Origin of the sequence: Candidatus Pristimantibacillus lignocellulolyticus, assembly GCA_023639215.1 — a bacterium.
Classification (GTDB): domain Bacteria; phylum Bacillota; class Bacilli; order Paenibacillales; family Paenibacillaceae; genus Pristimantibacillus; species Pristimantibacillus lignocellulolyticus.
The window spans coordinates 1242863-1262371 of record CP097899.1 but is presented as its reverse complement, the minus strand read 5'-3'; the positions used below and the strand labels follow the sequence as shown (position 1 = coordinate 1262371).

The 19509-nt window shown below is 37.6% G+C and carries 18 protein-coding genes; 9 read left to right on the top strand and 9 right to left on the bottom strand.

The genetic code is table 11. From position 1 onward, the window contains the following. Position 1 precedes the first annotated feature (1 nt). The 3 genes from NAG76_05180 to NAG76_05170 are packed head-to-tail and all read left to right on the top strand — an operon-like array spanning position 2 to position 2524. Complete coding sequence (locus tag NAG76_05180; GenBank protein URN95639.1) at positions 2–739, top strand: metal ABC transporter ATP-binding protein; 738 nt, start codon at positions 2–4, stop codon at positions 737–739. Further along, positions 736–1650 (top strand): metal ABC transporter permease, encoded by a 915-nt coding sequence (locus NAG76_05175; protein ID URN95638.1) that lies wholly within the window; start codon positions 736–738, stop codon positions 1648–1650. The genes NAG76_05180 and NAG76_05175 overlap by 4 nt, the downstream gene beginning before the upstream one ends. A gap of 1 nt (position 1651) precedes the next feature. After that, a complete protein-coding gene (locus tag NAG76_05170; GenBank protein URN95637.1) occupies positions 1652–2524 on the top strand; it encodes a metal ABC transporter permease in 873 nt (290 codons plus the stop codon). A 492-nt stretch (positions 2525–3016) separates the two neighbouring features. On the opposite strand, the gene NAG76_05165 is transcribed toward NAG76_05170, so the two are convergent. From NAG76_05165 to NAG76_05150, 4 genes are all read right to left on the bottom strand, one after another. Next, positions 3017–4396 (bottom strand): sugar porter family MFS transporter, encoded by a 1380-nt coding sequence (locus NAG76_05165; protein URN95636.1) that lies wholly within the window; start codon positions 4394–4396, stop codon positions 3017–3019. Positions 4397–4562: 166 nt separating this feature from the next. Continuing rightward, positions 4563–5894 (bottom strand): AraC family transcriptional regulator, encoded by a 1332-nt coding sequence (locus NAG76_05160; protein ID URN95635.1) that lies wholly within the window; start codon positions 5892–5894, stop codon positions 4563–4565. 178 nt (positions 5895–6072) lie between these two features. Next, complete coding sequence (locus NAG76_05155) at positions 6073–7521, bottom strand: histidine kinase (GenBank protein URN95634.1); 1449 nt, start codon at positions 7519–7521, stop codon at positions 6073–6075. 14 nt (positions 7522–7535) lie between these two features. Next, positions 7536–8483, bottom strand: a complete 948-nt coding sequence (locus tag NAG76_05150) for a substrate-binding domain-containing protein (GenBank protein URN95633.1) — start codon at positions 8481–8483, stop codon at positions 7536–7538. Positions 8484–8645: 162 nt separating this feature from the next. On the opposite strand from NAG76_05150, the gene NAG76_05145 reads away from it, so the two are divergent. The 3 genes from NAG76_05145 (at position 8646) to NAG76_05135 (ending at position 10719) form a co-directional block, all read left to right on the top strand. Then, entirely contained in the window at positions 8646–9245 is a 600-nt protein-coding gene (locus NAG76_05145) for a chromate transporter (GenBank protein URN95632.1), read from the top strand. Next, complete coding sequence (locus NAG76_05140; protein URN95631.1) at positions 9245–9790, top strand: chromate transporter; 546 nt, start codon at positions 9245–9247, stop codon at positions 9788–9790. Before NAG76_05145 ends, NAG76_05140 begins: the two co-directional genes overlap by 1 nt. Positions 9791–9927: 137 nt before the next feature. After that, the gene (locus NAG76_05135) at positions 9928–10719 is read left to right on the top strand and encodes an HAD-IIA family hydrolase (GenBank protein URN95630.1); all 792 of its coding nucleotides are present in this window, start codon (positions 9928–9930) and stop codon (positions 10717–10719) included. A gap of 87 nt (positions 10720–10806) precedes the next feature. Here the strand turns inward: NAG76_05135 and NAG76_05130 are convergent, their stop codons facing one another. Together NAG76_05130 and NAG76_05125 are read right to left on the bottom strand one after the other, a co-directional pair. Then, positions 10807–11835, bottom strand: coding sequence for an NADH:flavin oxidoreductase/NADH oxidase (locus NAG76_05130; GenBank protein ID URN95629.1), 1029 nt, complete (start codon positions 11833–11835; stop codon positions 10807–10809). A 145-nt stretch (positions 11836–11980) separates the two neighbouring features. Beyond that, positions 11981–12814 (bottom strand): TetR/AcrR family transcriptional regulator, encoded by an 834-nt coding sequence (locus NAG76_05125; protein ID URN95628.1) that lies wholly within the window; start codon positions 12812–12814, stop codon positions 11981–11983. Positions 12815–12912: 98 nt separating this feature from the next. Here NAG76_05125 and NAG76_05120 point away from each other — a divergent pair, with 98 nt between their 5' ends. Then, positions 12913–15990: an efflux RND transporter permease subunit gene (locus tag NAG76_05120; protein URN95627.1), complete on the top strand. Its 3078-nt coding sequence runs from the start codon at positions 12913–12915 to the stop codon at positions 15988–15990. Positions 15991–16051: 61 nt separating this feature from the next. On the opposite strand, the gene NAG76_05115 is transcribed toward NAG76_05120, so the two are convergent. The 3 genes from NAG76_05115 to NAG76_05105 all read right to left on the bottom strand — a co-directional run bounded on the left by NAG76_05115 (position 16052) and on the right by NAG76_05105 (position 17702). Next, positions 16052–16453, bottom strand: coding sequence for a DUF2752 domain-containing protein (locus NAG76_05115; protein URN95626.1), 402 nt, complete (start codon positions 16451–16453; stop codon positions 16052–16054). Then, positions 16434–16772 (bottom strand): DUF4234 domain-containing protein, encoded by a 339-nt coding sequence (locus tag NAG76_05110; protein URN95625.1) that lies wholly within the window; start codon positions 16770–16772, stop codon positions 16434–16436. Before NAG76_05110 ends, NAG76_05115 begins: the two co-directional genes overlap by 20 nt. Positions 16773–16871: 99 nt before the next feature. Beyond that, positions 16872–17702 carry a sugar phosphate isomerase/epimerase gene (locus NAG76_05105; GenBank protein ID URN95624.1) on the bottom strand — a complete coding sequence of 277 codons (831 nt, stop codon included), beginning with the start codon at positions 17700–17702 and terminating at the stop codon, positions 16872–16874. 185 nt (positions 17703–17887) lie between these two features. Between NAG76_05105 and NAG76_05100 the strand changes: the two genes are divergently transcribed. Together NAG76_05100 and NAG76_05095 are read left to right on the top strand one after the other, a co-directional pair. Beyond that, positions 17888–18931 carry a LacI family transcriptional regulator gene (locus NAG76_05100; protein ID URN95623.1) on the top strand — a complete coding sequence of 348 codons (1044 nt, stop codon included), beginning with the start codon at positions 17888–17890 and terminating at the stop codon, positions 18929–18931. 120 nt (positions 18932–19051) lie between these two features. After that, on the top strand, positions 19052–19504 hold the full coding sequence (locus tag NAG76_05095) for a VOC family protein (protein ID URN95622.1): 453 nt from the start codon (positions 19052–19054) through the stop codon (positions 19502–19504). Positions 19505–19509: the final 5 nt, after the last annotated feature.

The following is a 19509-nucleotide window of genomic DNA, read 5'->3' as shown; positions in this document are numbered from 1 at the left end:
CATGTTACCTGTTATAAGTGTAAATAATCTATCAGCAGCCTATCGTAAAAATCAAGTGCTTCAAGATGTAGAATTTCAGGTGGAAGCTGGAACATTAACAAGTATTGTCGGTCCCAATGGAGCAGGGAAATCAACGTTAATTAAAGTAATGCTTAATCTACATCCACGTTTATCTGGAGATGTTTCCTTTATGGAAATGCCCTATAGCAAAGCGAAGAAACATATCGGTTACGTGCCACAGCGTGGATCTGTAGACTGGGATTTTCCAACGAATGCACTTGATGTTGTGCTTATGGGACTATACGGTAATGTTGGTTGGTTCAAATGGCCACAGAAAAAGCATCGAGAACTAGCTATGCAAGCTTTGTCTGAAATGGGTATGGCAGATTATAGTCAGCGGCAAATTAGTCAGCTATCAGGTGGACAACAACAGCGTGTATTTTTAGCTAGAGCATTAGTACAGGACGCGGATATTTATTTTTTGGATGAACCGCTCGCAGGAGTTGATGCTGCAACGGAACGTGTCATCATGGATACATTACAACAATTAAAAAGTCGTGGACGTACCGTTATGGTTGTCCATCATGATTTACAGACGGTAGAAGATTATTTTGATCATGTACTACTACTTAATCGAACAGTTATTGCACATGGCGCAACAGACAAAGTATTCACTAATGACCATCTCTACGCTACCTATGGCGGTACGCTACGCTGGATGGGAGAGCGAGTGAGATGATCGGATTTTTATCATATAACGCACAGTGGGTATTGCTTAGTACGTTGTTGTTAGGGATGGCATCGGGCTTAATCGGTACGCTCTCTTATTGGAAGCGACAAAGCTTAATGAGTGACACATTATCTCATGCAGCTTTACCAGGTGTTATCTTCGGATTTCTAGTTGCTGGTAGTAAAAATATGCCACTAATGCTAATCGGAGCAGCGATTAGTGCGCTATTAGGAGCATGGTTAATTAGCTGGATTACATCTTCTACGCGGGTGAAAGAAGATGCAGCAATGGGTATTATTCTTTCAGTATTTTTTGGACTGGGCATCATGCTTCTTACCTATGTGAATAGAATGCCAGGTGGCGGGCAAAGTGGACTGGATAACTTTATATTTGGTCAGGCAGCATCAATGGTATCTAATGATGTGAAATGGTTATGTGCACTAGCTGCAGTTGTTATATGTATTGTTGGACTATTATATAAGGAATGGAAGCTGTTTCTTTTTGATAGTGCATTCGCGCAAGGGATTGGTCTTTCACTTCGCTGGATGAATGCGATCTACACAGCGGTATTGGTACTAGTCATCGTCATTGGTATTCAAGCAGTAGGCGTTATCCTTATGGCCGCATTACTTATTATTCCAGCAGTTAGTGCAAGATATTGGACGCAATCTTTTCGCTTAGTTCTCATTCTGTCAGCTGCTATTGGTGGTCTTTCGGGAATGGTAGGAACATTCGTTAGCACACTTGGTTCAGGTTGGCCAACGGGTCCATTTATCGTAATTGCAGCATCGAGTATTTTTATTGTGTCATTAACTTTTGGTACGAGTAAAGGTTTACTCGTTGTATATTTACAACGTCAACAGCAGCGCAAGCAAGTGATTATTGCATCACAGCAGCGACGTGTAGAAAGGGGACAATAAGATGAGTTATACAGGTTGGATACTATTAACAGCATCTTTAGTTGGTCTTTCATGTGGCTTAGTTGGCGTGTTACTCATTTTACGAAGAATGGCGATGATGGCAGACGCAATTAGTCATACTGTATTGCTAGGTATTGTTGTTGCTTATCTTGTTACACAACAATTAAGTGGTGTACACATGTTGATTGGTGCGACAATAGCTGGACTCGTAACCGCATTACTTATCCAATGGTTTCATCAAGTGGGCGTACAACAAGAAGCATCGATAGGTATTGTATTTACAACATTATTCGCAATTGGCGTAATTCTTATCGCGACAAAGGTAGGCAATGCACATCTGGATGTGAAGCATACACTTATGGGTGAGATCACATTTATCCCATGGGAAAAAATCAATGTTCCGTTATTAGGTGATATTCCAGAAGCTGTAGTTATCTTATTATTCGTTCTTTTCGTCGTATTATTTTTCGTAGTGGCATTCTACAAAGAATGGAAGCTAACTTCTTTCGATCCGATTTTCGCGGCTAGCATTGGTATTCCTGTTACGCTTATGCATTATGTGTTTATGTCACTTGTATCGTTAACAAGTGTAGCTGCTTTTGATGCGGTTGGAGCGATAATGGTTATCGCGATGCTTATTACACCAGCAGCTGCGGCGTATTTATGGACTGATAAATTGTATATGATGCTTATATTAAGCAGTTTGTTCGGTGTATTGTCTGCATTTATGGGTTACTTTGGAGCGGTATGGCTTGATACGTCGATCTCTGGCGCAATGGCATTTGCAACGGGTATTATCTTTGCAATTAGCTTCTTTATTGCCCCACGTTATGGCATTATTGCTAAGCGTCGTAAAATACAAGTCGTTCAATAATAAGAGGAAACGTATTGTGAATAACGTATAAAAGGAACGATGAAGAGTCAATGACTTTTTCATCGTTCTCTTTTTTCGTTTGGAAGAGAATAATTCTAAAAAGGCTCAAAACCAAATTCAGTGCTTGAATATCAATTAAGGTTGATTTTGGTTTCTTCACTCGATAGATAACGGACATTAGAAACCTTATTTGCCGTATAGATCTCTATTATCGATCTTTTACGGACACAGACGCACTTATTCCACACTATTTGATGTATTTGGACTCCATTAAGGATAAATAACGGCTGCCATGTCCTTTAGAAAGTGATTCGATTGTGAAACTCATAAATAACGGCTTCTGTGTCCGTTCGGGTGTTAAGTAATGAATAACTTGATACTATCCCACCCATAGTATCTGCAAAACAAATTGAGATCATTAACCGAAACGTAATATAAACAAAGGGCTACATCCATGATCATGGATGTAGCCCTTACTATAATAGAGTAGAATTATTTTTTAATCCACAATGTTTCAATACGCTCGAGCGGAACATCTTTCGTTTCGGGTACCTTTTTCATCGTGAAGAGGAAGGTAAAGATTGAAAGTACTGCAAAAATACCGAATGTTAATGCAGGTCCAGCTGATGAAAGCAGTGGTGGGAACGATTGTGATACAACATAATCAGCTATCCATAAAGACATAGAAGCTATCGCTGTTGCGATACCACGTACATGGTTAGGGAATATTTCTGAAATAATTACCCATACAACAGGTCCAAGTGAAATAGCAAATGAAGCAACATACAATAGAATGAAAATCAATAGCAAGTAGCCGTCTGTATTTCCAGATTGGAAGCACCATGAAATAACGATTAAGCTAATCGCCATACCAGCAGAACCTACAAGTAATAATTGTCTACGACCGACCCTATCAATTAACCAAATTGCAAGAATGGTGAAGGCAAAATTGATAAACCCGACAAGAATAGTTTGAATCAGTGCAGCGTTTGTGCCGGCACCAGCTGCTTTGAAGATTTCAGGTGCATAATACATTACGGCATTAATACCTGTGACTTGCTGCATAACGGCAAGGACAACACCAACAAAAAGCGCCATTCTTAAAGTAGGACTTTGCAATAATGATTTGAATGTACCTTGTTTTTTTGTGAATGATTCCTTGATATCAATTATTTCTTGTTGTGCTAGTGTGGAACCATGAATTTTATTCAAAATGACAGAAGCTTCTTCATTACGATTTTTCTTAATTAACCATCTTGGACTTTCAGGAACAAAGAATAGTGCAATTAAGAAGATTACTCCAGGAATAACACCAACGCCAAACATCCATCTCCATGCACTATCTACTTGCCAAGAATGATCGCCACTTGAAGAAATCCATAAGTTAACGAAGTAGACTAGGAAAATACCTGTCACGGTTGCAAGTTGATTCAATGCTACGAGACGACCACGATATTTCGTAGGTGCAACTTCTGCATTATATAATGGACAGATTGTAGATGTAAGACCGATGCCAAGTCCACCAATAATACGAGCGATAATGTACATATCGAAAGTTTCTGGTATTGCAGAACCGATTGAGCTGATAATGAATAGTATAGCAGCTGCAATTAGTGTTTTTTTACGACCAAACTTCTCACTAAGAATACCTGAAAAACCTGCTCCGACAATACAGCCAACGATTAAGCTGGATACTGCCCAACCAACTTGAAAATCAGTTAAAGAAAACTTTTCGTCCATGAAGCCAATTGCACCTGATACTACTGCAGTATCAAAACCAAATAATAATCCGCCGATAGCAGCGACAATGGAAATTAATGTAACAAACTTCAAACTAGATGTTTCGTGTTGTGTCTGTTGTTGTGTGCTCATATACGATCCCCTCTAGCATGCAATGGATGCTATAACTTAATATGATGAATCCGTAAGTTATTGTAGCATGTTAACCTTATTTTATTCTCAAGGGATACCTTCAATTATTTGTGCAATAGTAGCACATTTTTAAGTAAGTGCTATAAATTAGCCTTTATCATCCTTTTCAAATAGTTGAACGATACTCAGATGGCGTTTTACCTACTACTTTTTTGAATACTCTACTGAAATAATTAGGGTCATTATATCCGACTAAATAGCATATTTCCTTTAAGCTAAGATCTTTATTTGTCATCCATTGTTTCGCATGATGAATTCGAATATTCGTAACATAGTCGATAAATGTTTCACCTGTTTGTTGCTTAAATACTTTGCTAAAGTAATAAGGATTCAGGTGTACATGCTCAGCAGTCTCTTCTAATGATAGTTCACGTTTATAGTTTTTTTCGATATATTGAATAGCATGATCAATCATATTAAAGGTTTGATGTTCTCTTTCTTGACGAATTTGCTGAATGGCTACTTGAACATAACTCATACGATCCGAGGCAGAAAGCAATAAAGGCTGAGTTACTTGTTGTTCCATGTCCTGAAATAAACATAATCGTTGCTTTTCATTTGCGTTAGTGGAGGCAAATACTGCCTCAAAATACGAGCGTCTCGCTCCATGTACGTTATGATGGATATTGCCTACCCCTATTGCAATAGGTTCATTATAACCAATGTTGAACAAATTAATGTTCAATAGTAATTGGCAGAGCGCTCCTATATGTGATCGCATCGTATGTAGCGAGTAGTTAGCCTCAGCTGCCATAATAAAAACAGCGATATGATCGTTGAAAACAGTACTTGCTACATAATGATAAATTTCTTGGATATGGTTATGTAGCTGTAATGTAAAGGTATCATAAAGCTCTTTTCGAAGTTGATACGATTGTGGCAACGCGATAACAATAGCACAACATTGCTCGATACGTAGTTGAAGGCTATCTGCAAGACTATAGATGTCTTCGTTCGTTATATTATCACTCATTAGACCAAGAGCTAGCTCAGTCTTCACCAGAGGAATTAATTCTGACAATTGTTGATCCTTTAATTGTTGTTGTTGTAGAGTTGCTTGTTCGGTTGCAATTTCATCAATTAGTGCATGTAAAAGTTTAACTATATCATTACGGTTTGCAGGCTTAACAAAGTAATCTCTAACGCCCATTTTAAGTGCTTCTTTTGCGTATTCAAAATAATCATATGCAGTTAGTAATACCATACGAGTATGAGGTAACGCGCTAATAATGTTTTTCAATGCAGTAAGACCATCAATTCCTGGCATACGAATATCCATCATAATAATATGTGGTTTATAGATCAGAGATTTCTGAATTGCATCTCGACCATTCTCTGCTTGTATAATCTCGAATTGACCCGGCATCATATTGTTAATAATCCATTCCATACCTTCGCGTTCTAACGCCTCGTCATCCGCTATTAGTATCCGATACATATGCAACCTCCCAAAACTTTTCATGTACTTCTTGTATAGACTAAATGCTAATGAAAAGTTACATCGTAAGCATAATAACTTTTCATGTACTTCTTGTATAGACTAAATGCTAATGAAAGTTACTTCGTAAGCTAAAACTTTTCATGTTTTCATACAATGACTGCCTGTATATGAAAAGTTACTTCGTAAGCATAATCTCTTGTTGTCGGGGAATACGTAGTTTAATCGTTGTCCCTAACCCAATTGTGCTGTCAATATAGACGGCATGTTGCTGACCATAAATTAACTGTAAACGTCTGAATACATTCCGACTGCCTAGTCCTGTTGAGCCTGTTTTTTGCTCTGAGGATAATGGTTTTTCTGAAGGTGAATCATAATTAAGTAAGTTCAATCTTGTCTGTTCATCCATACCAGTACCATTGTCTGATATTTCGATCCAGGTGTAAGTTTTATCGCCGTAGATATGCAAAGTAATTGTAGCTCCAGATTCCATGCCTTCAATGCCATGCATAAATACATTTTCTAATATCGGTTGTAATGTTAATACCGGTACGCGAGTAGTTAATTGCTCCTCATCTATATCAATAACGAAGTGCACTCGATCACGAAACCGAGTCTGTTGAATATAGAAATAATCTTCTGCATGTTTAACTTCGTCTCGTAATGGTACAGGTTTGTCCATTTGTCTTAAGTGATATCTTAGTAAATTTGACATCTTTACCGTCAGATCGCTCGTCCGCTCTGCTCCTTCAATAAGAGCGAGCTTAGACATTACATTTAATGAATTGAATAAAAAATGAGGATTAATCTGATTTTGTAAAACCTCTATTTCTAGCTCACGTAACTGCTTATCTTTCTGTAGAACTTCTTTATCCGAATCCATAATTTTTTGTAAATTTATTTGCATTTGCTCCAAGGCATCACTCAAAATGTAGAATTCACTGTTTGGTGAATAACGGGGAAGTGTGGCAGTTAGTTCACCATGAGAGATCTTCTCCGCAACGGTAACAAGTTGTTGAATAGGCTTCGTTATAAGAGAGGATATCCAATAAGCAAGTAAAAGACTCAACATCGTCGTTGCAATAAGTAAATAGAAACCTGATTGTTTTATGTCAGTAACTTTCAACATAATGGTTTGATACAATCCTGAATATACCGATAATTCCTTGCTTATTAAGTTATAACTTTCCTCAGAAATATAGGAAGAGAGCTGCCTAATCTCGTTGTAATTATCAACATAAGCAAGTGAAGAATCTTGATCTAGCATTATTAACAATGTAGATTCACTATTCATATAGGAGCTTAACAGATTACGATAGCTTGTAGCTTCTAATAACAATTCACGATTAGCAGATTGTTGCTGCAAACTTTCTTGTAAGCTTACAAGTTGTGCGTTATTACCCAGTTGTAACAATATCGATGCGTCTTTTTGATCGATATATTGTGAAATATTACTTAACTGTTGTTTCACTTGTTCATCAATCTGTTGATATAGGAGCACACGAGTTAGCATCGTATTATAGCTTTCGTTAATACGATAACTGCTCTGAAATAATACATACGAGATGATGCTATTGAGCAATAATAGTAACGGTAAAGCAATAAATAATATTTTCTTTGTACTCATAACGTAGACTCCGATCAATTGGTTACAACGGTAGTTGTAATGTACTGCTTAGTCTGAATGGTATTTTGATTGAAGTAGCTGTTCAGCGTAATGATTGCTTGGCGGCCAATTTCTGCAGGTTGCTGGACAATTGAAGCGCGTATTAATCCTTGAGAGATTAATTGCGCTGTTGTCGACAAATTATCAAAACCATATACAGTGACATTATTTTTCTCCATCGATTGCAAACCTTCAACGATTCCAATCGCATCGAGACCACTAAAACCAACGATAATAGAAATGTTTGGATATGTATTCATCATTTCGACCGTCTGTTTAGCTGCTTCTAATTTAGAAATATTAGATGATCGAATATCGACAATTTCAATTAAAGGTTGAGTAGCTATTTTTTCTTGGAATGCTTCTAAGCGTAAGATTTGACTTGCCTGAGTACTTCCTATAATGACACCAATTTGGGCTTTACTATTAACCTGTTGTAGAACTAGCTGGGCCATCTGTTGACCAGCTAATTGATGATCGGTGCCGATATAGGCAATCCGTTTACTTTGCGAAGCATCCATATCCACCGTTACAACAGGGATATCCAGTTCAGAGGCACTTGCAATTAAGTCTATATATTGGGGTTCTTCTATCCCTTGCGCGATAATGGCATCAGGTAAGGAAGCGATTGCCTTTTGCAACAGTTGAAGTTGCTCCTGAACATTATTCGTACTTGGGCCGATATATTGAATCTCCATATTGTATTGATTCGCTATCGCTTGTGCACCTTGCTCCATCTGTTTCCAAAATGGATTATCATATTGTTGCGCAATAAATATGACATGCTTCTTTTCTAGTTCATTATTATAGCTTCCATTTAACTGTGCGGCAAAGCTATCGATTTGAACAACAGCGGCAACAAAACGAGTAAGAAAGACTGCTACGATGGCAATCAATACAATAGTGAGAAAACGTTTGACCATAATGACACATCCTTATTGCAATGATAGGAGTTAGCTTATCACAAATAGAGCTGGAATATGAATGATCATCATTTTTTATTTCACTTTGAAATATTGTTATACAACTATGGTGAAGATAACGAATAAAGTCATATCGAAGTGAGATGAGGTAGGCAATAAAAAATGAGTAAGCAGAAAAAAATGAATCTATATCGTCAATTGTTATGGAGCATGATGAAGACAGGAGTACTTGGATTTGGCGGTGGTCCTTCTGTTGTACCGTTAATTCGTCATGAAGCTGTAAAAGCCTATAACTGGATAAGTGACGATGAATTTGGTGAAATATTCGTACTAGCCAATACATTACCCGGTCCTATTGCGACGAAGATGGCTGGATATCTAGGTTATCGCTTAAAAGGATTGATGGGCGCAGTAATTGCAGTAGTAGCTCATATTCTTCCTTCTTCTATTGCGATGATTGCGTTAATGTCTGCAGTAGGTTATTTCAGCAACTCACTAGTAGTCCAAGGAATGATTCGTGCAGTTGTGCCAGTTGTAGCTGTTATGCTCGGAGCGATGGCATATGAATTTGCAGAAAAAGCTGTAAAAGGTCTAGGTATCTATTTCGGAATTGCATTTTTCGTACTTGCACTGCTACTTCTGCAAGTGATTAATGTACATCCTGCAATCGTAATTATGCTCTTTATTGGTTACGGAACGATACACTTCAAGTTTGTCGATCGATGGAAAGATCACAAAGTTAAGAAAGAAGGTCAAGGATAATGGATTGGGTTGAAGTTATCCAGTTATTTATTGGCTTTCTAATCGCTAATATTTTGGGATATGGCGGTGGTCCCGCATCAATCCCACTCATTTATAATGAGGTAGTAGAAAAATATGCTTGGTCCTCGCCAACTGAATTTTCTAATGTAATAGCATTAGGTAATGCATTGCCAGGACCAATTTCAACTAAGATAGCGGCCTATATAGGCTATGATGTAGCTGGAATTGTAGGCAGTATTAGTGCACTTATAGCGACAATAGTTCCGTCAATTATCGGCTTGATTGTTATGCTAAAATTGCTACAGAAATATCGCGAATCCAAAGTAGTAAAAGGTATTAGTTTGTTAGTGCAACCTGTTATTGCGATGCTTATGCTAGTACTAACATGGCAAATGGCAAATAACTCGATTGGAGATATTGGCTGGTTACAAACGATTATTATTGCTATTGTTGCTCTTTGGGCGATGCAAATAAAAAAGATTCATCCTGCTTTTGTTGTTCTAGCCGCTTTTGTATATGGAGGTTTCATATTGCCGTATTTTTAAGGGGTATTTTATGTTTAATATAAATAATTCTGTTGCTGCTACCCACTCCGTTGTATGATAGACTCATGCGTGGTTAAATCGATAACGGTAGATCGCGCTCATCAAAGCTTGATTACGACATGAGGGGTAGATGCACTGTGGCAAGCGAACATATTAATGGATTTATTATTGATTTGGATGGAACGGTATATACGGGACACCAGGATATAACGGGTGCAATTAATGGACTGTGCATGTTGCAACAGCGCAACATTCCGTTTCTTTTTCTTAGTAATCGTGGTAATTATTCACGAGCAATGTGTAAGGACAAGCTTGCAGTTATGGGGATCGAAGTAGATGCTGAGCAAATTGTATTAAGTTCTACCGTTACTGCCAGATACTTGCGTGATCATTATCCAGATGATGCGATCTGGACGCTTGGTGATGCAGGATTAACTGAAGAATTACGATCACATCAGTTAGTTATCGCGGAAACGCCTGAACAAGCAAAATGGCTAGTCATCACTTTACATGAATCATTAACGTATGAAGATTTAAATATGGCATTTCGTGCTGTCCGAGCTGGAGCACAAATCATTGCAACGAATGAAGATCGCATGTTTCCTACTGAAGCGGGTGATTGTATAGATGTAGCGGGTATGATCGGTGCGATTGTTTATGCGACTGGAGTTGAAGTGACTAAAGTGATGGGCAAGCCATCCGCTATTATGGCTGATACAGCTCTTTCTATTCTTGGTTTACCAGCAGCCGAGTGTATGGTTGTAGGTGATAGTATCGCTTCTGATGTTATGCTAGGTAAGTTGAATGGAATGTCTACAGCGCTAGTATTAACAGGTTCTACTACAATAGAAGATGTACAGCAGAGTGAGATTAAACCTGATATCGTTGTGAGTAGTTTGGCCGCACTAATAGATCAACATCTATCTTAGAAGTAAGTGTCATTATATATAAGAAAACGCTCTAGCGATATTTTTTCGCTGGAGCGTTTTGTTGTAATAAAAAGATGCTACGAATTATTACATCCCACGTATATAGGAAGTAGGTGCATCAATATGTCCCGTAACTTGCTTCACCGCATGCAATGCCCAGTAAGGATCATTCAGCATACCACGTCCAATCGCAATAAGATCGGCATCATGATTAGCTAATACGGATTCAGCAATTTCTGGTTGTTCAAGTTTACCTACAGCAATGATTGGGATGTTTGGGAAAGCCGATTTAAAAGCTCGTGCATAGGGAACTTGATATGCTGCATGCTGACCTGGTTGAACGACGGAGACTGGACCTTCACCGCCTGTAGATACGTGAAAACAATCTACACCAGCTTCGTAGTATCGTTTGGCTAATGCAAGAGAGTGTTCTAGCGTATAGCCATTCTTCATATACTCAACGGCAGAAATACGGAATAATAACGGCATATCAGTGGGCATTACGGATCTTGCAGCTTGCACGATTTGTTCGCCAAATAAAGCGAGGTCTGAGCCATATTGATCGTCACGTTGATTAATATTAGGTGAGTGGAATTGATGAATTAAGTAACCATGCGCTCCGTGGATTTCGATACAATCGAAACCACATAGTACAGCTCGTTTAATTGCATCTCTGAATTTCTCGACAACAGATAGCGCTTCTTCAGTTGTTAATGCATGAGGCTTAGGTGAACTGTCGTCATGTGTTACAGAAATAGCTGATGACGATACAGCATCTGGCGAATCCGTTGCTTTTCTGCCTGCGTGAGCGATTTGTATTCCGATTTTGGCACCTTGTTTATGCGCAGCATCAACGATGCGTCGGAATGCAGGGATATGTTCATCAGACCATAGACCAAGGCAACGATTAGTAATTCTTCCTCTAGGTTCAACATTCGTCATCTCGACAATGATAAGAGCTGTACCGCCGATAGCGCGAGAAGTATAGTGGATATGATGCCAATCATTCGGAATACCATCTTGCTCTTCAACCGCATACTGGCACATTGGAGCCATAACGATGCGATTTTTTAATATCATATCCTTTATCGTAAGTGGTTGATCAATGTAAGTCATCTCTCATCATCCTTTATCTATTATTGATTTATGTGAAATAGTGACAATTTATTGACAACAGACTTTGGACAAGCTCCAAAGTACGCTCAAAAATTTCCAATTAGAAGTTTCAGTTGATACAATGAATATATGATCTAAAGTAATATTACTTTTCTAACAATTGTTCAAGGTTGTTAATAAGTAATCTACATCGCGGATATTGTTTCAACGTATTCATCATCCCCTTCATTATTGCTTGACTGGAATTAATAGATTGGAGTTGTTCCAACAATATGACAAGTGACTCCGTTTCTAATTGATCATCATTAGTTTCCAATAGATGATTAATCTTTTCTATTATATGTTGTACTGTGATCGTAGTATCGGTAGAAATACATCTATGATTGAACATCTCTTCTGTAACATATCCTACCGTTGCGTTATAAGCAATTGCATTCGTCTTATCAACTAGGCTATGTGCTAGTGATGCAATATCAATTGGTACTTTCTGAGTAATTAAGAACTCCGAGTATACGTTCAGATTTCCTTTAATACATAGTAACAGATCGTATTTTATTGTTTCAACGGAGGCACCATATATTGTATCTATCAACTTTAATAAAGATGTTGAAAATTGCTGATCATAAAAAGCGAATTTTGCAAATAATTTTTCGTTTACATGGAGCATTTGCTCCTTAACAAAAATTAAGGCGAATTTACTATGTGATTCAAGCGACTGGAACATAGAGGAGTATAGCAAAAATAGTTTGTGTTCATTGGGAAGGTCACTAATGACCGCTTGGTCAATGTTGTTTATGATTCCCATCATGAAATGATCAATGATCGAAATTATTAGCTCATCTTTAGATTTAAAACTAAGATAGAAAGCGCCTTTAGAAATTCCGCATTTTTCCGTGATTTCTTGAATAGACGTGGATTCAAAGCCTTTCTCAGCGAATAATTCAACCGCGTGTTTAATAATCAGTTCTTTTTTTGACATGAAATATTCCCTCGCTTTGGTATCGGTTGACATATGACTTATTAGTCATTATTATAAATAATTATAAGATAGAGAGTCAAGAAAGGATAGGTGTACTGGTGAACTCGATAGTTAATTTTGTGTTGAAAAATAAGTTGGCAGTATGGTTACTCACCATAATTATAACGTTTTCTGGTGTGTATTCATCAACAAAGATGAACATGGAGACCATCCCGGATATCTCAATACCGTACTTAATGGTAATGGATGTATATCCTGGTGCAACTGCTGAACAGGTTATGGACGAGGTTACCGTTCCGCTAGAAAAGATTCTTGAAAATCTAAGTGGTGTCAAAACGGTTATGTCTACTTCCTATTCTAGCATGTCTAGTCTTCAAGTGGAGTATGATTATGGTACAGATATGGCTGAGGCGAAACGCGAAATTCAAGCAGCGCTTGATGGAGTAAAATTGCCAGACAATGCTCAAGAGCCAATGATTACGGCGATCAGCTTTAATATGATGCCAATTCTAGCATTGAGCATAAGTAGCGAATCAGAAGATATTGTTAGTTTGACTCATACGGTTGAAGATATTTTACTTCCTAAAATTGAGAAAATTGAGGGCGTAGCTTCAGCAACTATGACTGGTCAACATATTGAAGAGGTGGAGCTTACTTATAACACCGACAAAATGGCTAGCTTAGGTGTTACAGAAGAGACGATCACGAATCTAATTAAAGCAAGTGATATGTACACTTCGTTAGGTATTTTTGAATTCGAAGAAGCTGAACAAGCAATATCAGTTGATGGTAAGTTCATGACAATGGATGAACTTAGCGAAATGCTAATTCCAGTTACTCCTACTGCAGAACAACCAGCGCCATTTGTGAAATTAAATGAGCTTGCTGATATTGAATTAGTAGGTAAAGTTCAATCGGTATCTCGTACCAATGGTCAAGATGCGATTGCGATCCAAATCGTGAAAGCTCAAGATGCTAATACAGTTACTGTTGTTAATGAGTTGAAAGATTTGATGAAAGATGAGCAAGAACGCATTGACGGTCTAGTAGTAGAAACAACTCTTGACCAAGGTGCACCGATTGAAAAGTCCGTTCTAACGATGGTGGAAAAAGCATTATTCGGTGGTTTGATCGCCATTCTTATTATTCTATTATTCTTACGTGATTTCAAATCAACAATTATATCTATTGTATCTATTCCGGTATCATTATTTATGGCTTTACTAGTACTGAACTGGTTAGATATTACGTTAAATATAATGACATTAGGTGCAATTACGGTCGCGATTGGTCGAGTTATTGATGATTCCATCGTCGTTGTCGAGAATATCTATCGACGAATTCATCTGAAAGAAGAAAAATTATCTGGTCGTGCGCTTGTTCGTGAAGCTACGATTGAGATGTTCAAACCAATTCTATCCTCTACATTAGTAACGGTTGCAGTATTTGCTCCGCTAGTATTTGTAGGTGGCATGATCGGAGAATTGTTCTTGCCGTTCGCTTTAACGATGAGTTTTGCGTTAATTGCATCTTTAATTGTTGCAATTACAATCGTTCCGGCACTTTCTCATATCTTATTTAAGAAAAAATTGTATGCTCCAAAAACAGAGAGCAAACATAAAGATGTTGGCGCATTAGCTAAGAAATATAGAGGTGCATTAGAGTGGACGCTTAAACACAAAGCGATTACGTCTATCATTTCCATCGTTATCTTAGTTGGTAGTTGTTTATTAACTCCATTGATCGGAGTTAGCTTCCTTGGTAGCGAAGAAGAAAAAGTAATGTATCTTACTTATTCGCCAAAAGCTGGTGAATTGCATGAAGATACGCTTAAATATGTAACAGAAGTCGAACAAAAGTTAATTGCTCGTGAAGATGTTGATATCGTTCAATTATCTATATCAGATAGTGCAGATATGATGTCAATGATGTCCGGTGGAGCTGGTGGATCGTTAATGTATGTAATATTCGATCCAGATATGAAGAACTTCCCAGAAGTTCGTGAAGAAATTGAAGGATATGTGAAAGATATTGGCCACCCAGGTCGTTGGGGCAGTCAAAACTTCTCAATGAGTTCTATGTCTAGCAATGAAGTAAGTTATACACTTCACAGTGAAGACTTAGGTAATTTGGAAGAAGCCGTTCTCAAGGTTGAAGAAACATTACAAGGAAGTTCCTTGTTAACTGATGTATCTTCTACGAAAGAAGAAAGCTATCAGGCTTACACAATTAAGACAGATCAAGCTACGTTATTACAATATGGTTTAACAACAGGGCAAATCGTTATGATGTTATATCCTGATACCTCAAAATCGGTATTAACAAAAGTTGAAAGTGACGGGAAGTCAATTGAAGTAATTGTTCAAAAAGAAGCAGTTACGCCAAAATCATTTGAAGATATGTTGAAACTACCTGTACAAACACCTATGGGGACAACAGTTGAACTTGGTGATATTGTTGAAATAGAGGAAGGTTACGCAGTAAATAGTCTATCTCGAAGCCAAGGACAGTATACAGCTACAGTATCCGGTACAATTGTTGGTGAAGATGTATCGAAAGCATCTTCAGATGTAGGTGGAAAAGTAGAAGCGCTTGAATTGCCAAAAGGCGTTGAGCTAGGCGAAGCAGGGGCAATGGCTGACATTCAAGAAGGATTTACACAACTTATTGTTGCAATGCTTGCTGCAATAGCGATTGTATACTTCATTCTTGTAGTAACATTTGGTGAAGGTCTTGCGCCATTCGTAATTTTACTATCATTACCGTTTACGGTAATTGGTGCATTCGCAGGACTGTTTATAGCGGGTGAAACAATTTCTATACCGGTTATGATGGGACTATTGATGCTCATAGGTATCGTTGTTACGAATGCGATTGTACTCGTCGACCGCATTATTCATATGGAACGTGAAGGACTTTCATTACGTGAATCTATATTAGAAGCTGGTACTACTCGTCTTCGTCCGATCTTAATGACGGCGATTGCGACGATCGGTGCGATGATCCCACTAGCAATTGGTGGCGGTGGTGGAGGTTTTATCTCTAAAGGTCTTGCCATTACAGTTATTGGTGGTTTGGCAAGTTCGACATTGCTAACACTAATTATTGTTCCAGTTGTATATGAAATGTTATCTAAACTACTGAAGAAAAATCGTCGTGAAGTTGAAGAAAACTAATACCATTTAATAGAAAAGCAGTTTGCGTCTGAACGAAATTGTTCAGTTGCAAACTGCTTTTTTAATTTGGTGCGAGCCATGAGAAGTAAGGGATATTACGTAAAATTCCGAAGGCAATCGTCAATATAGTCATGAACACCATAATTACATTTGCGGCAATCTTCTTGTTGTAACGCTGCGAGAGCCAATAAAAACCGTACAAAGGGATTAAGACATAGATCAACCTGTTGTAGTGGAATGACGTCTGCACATTGAGTTGTAATAACTCTGTAGCGGCTCTTGTAATGCCGCAACCTGGACAATACAACCCTGTTAAAGTGTGAAAGGGACAAGGAATTCCGAGATTTGTGAGTGGTAACCATATTTTAATGTAAGCTACTAATCCAATTGCAAAGAAAGAACCCCAAAATAATTTAGGATTCTTTCGAGCAAAGGATTGAAACTTATAATAATTTATTAACATCATTTTGTGCTAGTGCGTAAGTTACAATTCCAAAACCAAAGATACAAAGAACAAGGTATAGCGTTGAATTGTCAGAACTGTGGAAACCACGCTGACGTTGCGCTTCATAAATATGTTTACCGACTTGGTAACCCCACACGATAGACCAAATACCACAAGTTACTATTGATAATAGGAAGTGTTTTCCTCCTGTGAAGTCTGGATCACCACTTAATTTACCAATATCATTAGTCATTACTATAAACCAATAAATTCCATATATACCACATGTAATGAGCGATAATATAATACATACAGCGATATTTCTTTGTTCAATCATGTAAAATCTCCTTTTATGTATATAATCTAGTTGATATAACTTTTATATTATAGGAGATTAATACTGGTTATGACAAGGGGAGTTACTATAATATTTCCATTAAATAATGATATTTTGTTGGTCTGCAATAGATCTAATATAGTTTGCTGCAGCATTATATTGATCATTAGTTGATAAGTGCTCGATAATAATCGGAATATCTCTTTGCAACAAGTTTAATTGTTGGAGTAGTACGGTGTAATTGAGTTGTCCTTGTCCTGGAACGACTTCATCAAAATGCAACGTTAGCTTTGGATGTAGAAAGATGTCTTTGGCATGTACATTTTTAATATATGGACCCAGATTTTTAATGAAATCAATAATAAGTAAGTCATTATTGTAGTAGGTATGCGGTGTATTAATAATATTGACGGGATCAAAGTGGACAGCAAAAGCTTTGCGATCAATAGCATTTACTAATTGCACATAACTTTCTACGCTATTAGGAAAAATCCAAGGCATCATTTCTAGAGCATAAAATGTTCGAGTAGGTTGTACTGCATCAATAATCGTTCGAACGGTATCCACAATAAGAGCGAATGTGTCACTTGTTAAGTTATCCACATGTGGACCATCCCACTGCTCACCCCGTGATCCTGCTATATTCACACATACTCCAGCACCTATTTCATTAGCTAGATTCAATCTCTGTATGCAATGATCGACGGCGGTTTTGGCTGTTACTTCATTAGGACTAATGGGATTACTCCATGCTCCAACTTCAGCGATAACAATATCATATTGCTTAGCAATGGCAAGATAATGCGCTGCAACATTCATATCATTCCCATCAAAAGGACAAGTCGTTGCACGAAAACGAGCTTCTGATAATGCTTTTCCCCAAGCTTCTGGAGTCTCTTGTTCGATAAATACTTGGCCACCCAAACGCATAAGATTGCCTCCTTATACTATACAGTTGCAGATAATGATAGATTATCATGAACACGCGTTTATGTAAATGAGTGATATTAATATTGGAAATAGTTAGTAAAAAGTTAGTAGAAGTTGACAGTGGCGGAGGTCGCGAGATATGATGATTACATAAACGCGTGTTTATTAAAAGGTAGGTTAGCTATGTGAAAAAAAGTGAAATTAACAGTATAGAGGTTGCACGACTTGCAGGAGTATCACGCAGTACAGTGAGTAGAGTTATCAACAATTATCCGAATGTCCCTGTTGAAACGAAAGAGAAAGTGATGAAAGCAATTAAAGAACTCAATTACTTTCCCAATGTGTCAGCACAGATGTTAGCAGGGAAAAAATCTCGTACAATTGGTCTATTTATGGTCAGTTCAGGAGAAGTTTCTGTAGATGTACTTACAAATATGATGATTGTAAGTGTCATTGAAAATGCATCAGATTATGACTACTATGTACTGACATACATAATTCGAGACACGACAGATGTAGATATTACAAATAATGTGAAAGAAATATTTTACCAGCGAAGAATTGATGGAGGTATATTCATCGGTACAGAACATTATGAACCTTTTGTTGAAGAATTGATTCATGAAGGTTTTATTATTGGAGTATTCGATCAAGAACATCCAGATCAAACGACTGGAAACCGGATAGTCGCTAATTTTAATAATGAATCTGGAATGAAACAAGCCATTGCATATCTAATAGGTCTTGGACATCGTGAAATTGGTGTTATTAATGGTAATATAAGAAGACTATCAGGGGAGCGCAAATACGAGGGTTTCGTTCAGGCTATGGAGTTAAGTGCTTTACCGATTAATCCAAGCTGGATTATACCTGCAGATTTTACAGAAGAAGCTGGATATAGCTCAATGAAACAATTTTTAGAAAGCAATGAGCCATTGCCAACAGCATTTGTCGCCGCCAATGATAGTATAGCATTTGGCGCTGTTCGTGCCATTCGTGAACAAGGTCTACAAGTCCCTTCCGATATTTCGGTTATTGGGTTCGATGATCATATTTTAAGCGAGAAGCATTCTCCCCCATTAACAACGGTTAAAGTAGATTTCAAACGTCTATTCAAAGATTTAATGAGTGTCTTAATTACTAAGATTGAAAAACCTTCAGATGATATTAGGCAGGTTAGTGTAGATAGTTCATTAATTATCCGTGATTCGTGTATGCGGAAGGAATAAGGCTATCTAATAAATCTGTATTAAGTTTTTAATAGCTAGTTCAAACATGAACTAGCTATTTTCTAAAATAAACGCGCGTTTAATGAAATGCTATGAATTGAAAAAAATGGAGGAATAAAAATGGAAAATCTATTAAATACAAAAGTAATTACTCAAATTGGGATACTGGTTGAAGATATTGAAAAGGTTAGTCAAGCTTATGCATCTTTTTTCGGCATAGATATACCACCGATTGTAGTGACTGATGTTGCAGAAGTTGCACAAACTGAATTTATGGGACAGCCTAGTGAAGCTCGAGCAAAGTTAGCATTTTTTGATATGGGTTCTTTGCAGCTGGAGCTTATTGAGCCAGACCATCATGAAAGCACATGGCGTAATTATTTGAATGAGCATGGTGAAGGTCCGCATCATATTGCGTTTGTAATTGAAGGGATGAAAGAAAAGATTAAGTTTTTGAATGAGCAAGGATTTACGTTACAACAAAAAGGTGAGTATACAGGTGGTCGATATGCATATATGGATACATTCAAAGAACTGAAGGTACTTATTGAATTACTGGAAAACGACAAATAGAAATC

Coding starts and splice junctions, on each gene's coding strand:
- NAG76_05105 (URN95624.1), bottom strand. CDS start 17,702: ATGCGTTTGGGTGGCCAAGTATTTATCGAACAAGAGACTCCAGAAGCT.
- NAG76_05110 (URN95625.1), bottom strand. CDS start 16,772: ATGATTGAACAAAGAAATATCGCTGTATGTATTATATTATCGCTCATT.
- NAG76_05165 (URN95636.1), bottom strand. CDS start 4,396: ATGAGCACACAACAACAGACACAACACGAAACATCTAGTTTGAAGTTT.
- NAG76_05125 (URN95628.1), bottom strand. CDS start 12,814: ATGTCAAAAAAAGAACTGATTATTAAACACGCGGTTGAATTATTCGCT.
- NAG76_05145 (URN95632.1), top strand. CDS start 8,646: ATGAGTAAGCAGAAAAAAATGAATCTATATCGTCAATTGTTATGGAGC.
- NAG76_05170 (URN95637.1), top strand. CDS start 1,652: ATGAGTTATACAGGTTGGATACTATTAACAGCATCTTTAGTTGGTCTT.
- NAG76_05140 (URN95631.1), top strand. CDS start 9,245: ATGGATTGGGTTGAAGTTATCCAGTTATTTATTGGCTTTCTAATCGCT.
- NAG76_05175 (URN95638.1), top strand. CDS start 736: ATGATCGGATTTTTATCATATAACGCACAGTGGGTATTGCTTAGTACG.
- NAG76_05150 (URN95633.1), bottom strand. CDS start 8,483: ATGGTCAAACGTTTTCTCACTATTGTATTGATTGCCATCGTAGCAGTC.
- NAG76_05155 (URN95634.1), bottom strand. CDS start 7,521: ATGAGTACAAAGAAAATATTATTTATTGCTTTACCGTTACTATTATTG.
- NAG76_05095 (URN95622.1), top strand. CDS start 19,052: ATGGAAAATCTATTAAATACAAAAGTAATTACTCAAATTGGGATACTG.
- NAG76_05180 (URN95639.1), top strand. CDS start 2: ATGTTACCTGTTATAAGTGTAAATAATCTATCAGCAGCCTATCGTAAA.
- NAG76_05130 (URN95629.1), bottom strand. CDS start 11,835: ATGACTTACATTGATCAACCACTTACGATAAAGGATATGATATTAAAA.
- NAG76_05160 (URN95635.1), bottom strand. CDS start 5,894: ATGTATCGGATACTAATAGCGGATGACGAGGCGTTAGAACGCGAAGGT.
- NAG76_05115 (URN95626.1), bottom strand. CDS start 16,453: ATGTTAATAAATTATTATAAGTTTCAATCCTTTGCTCGAAAGAATCCT.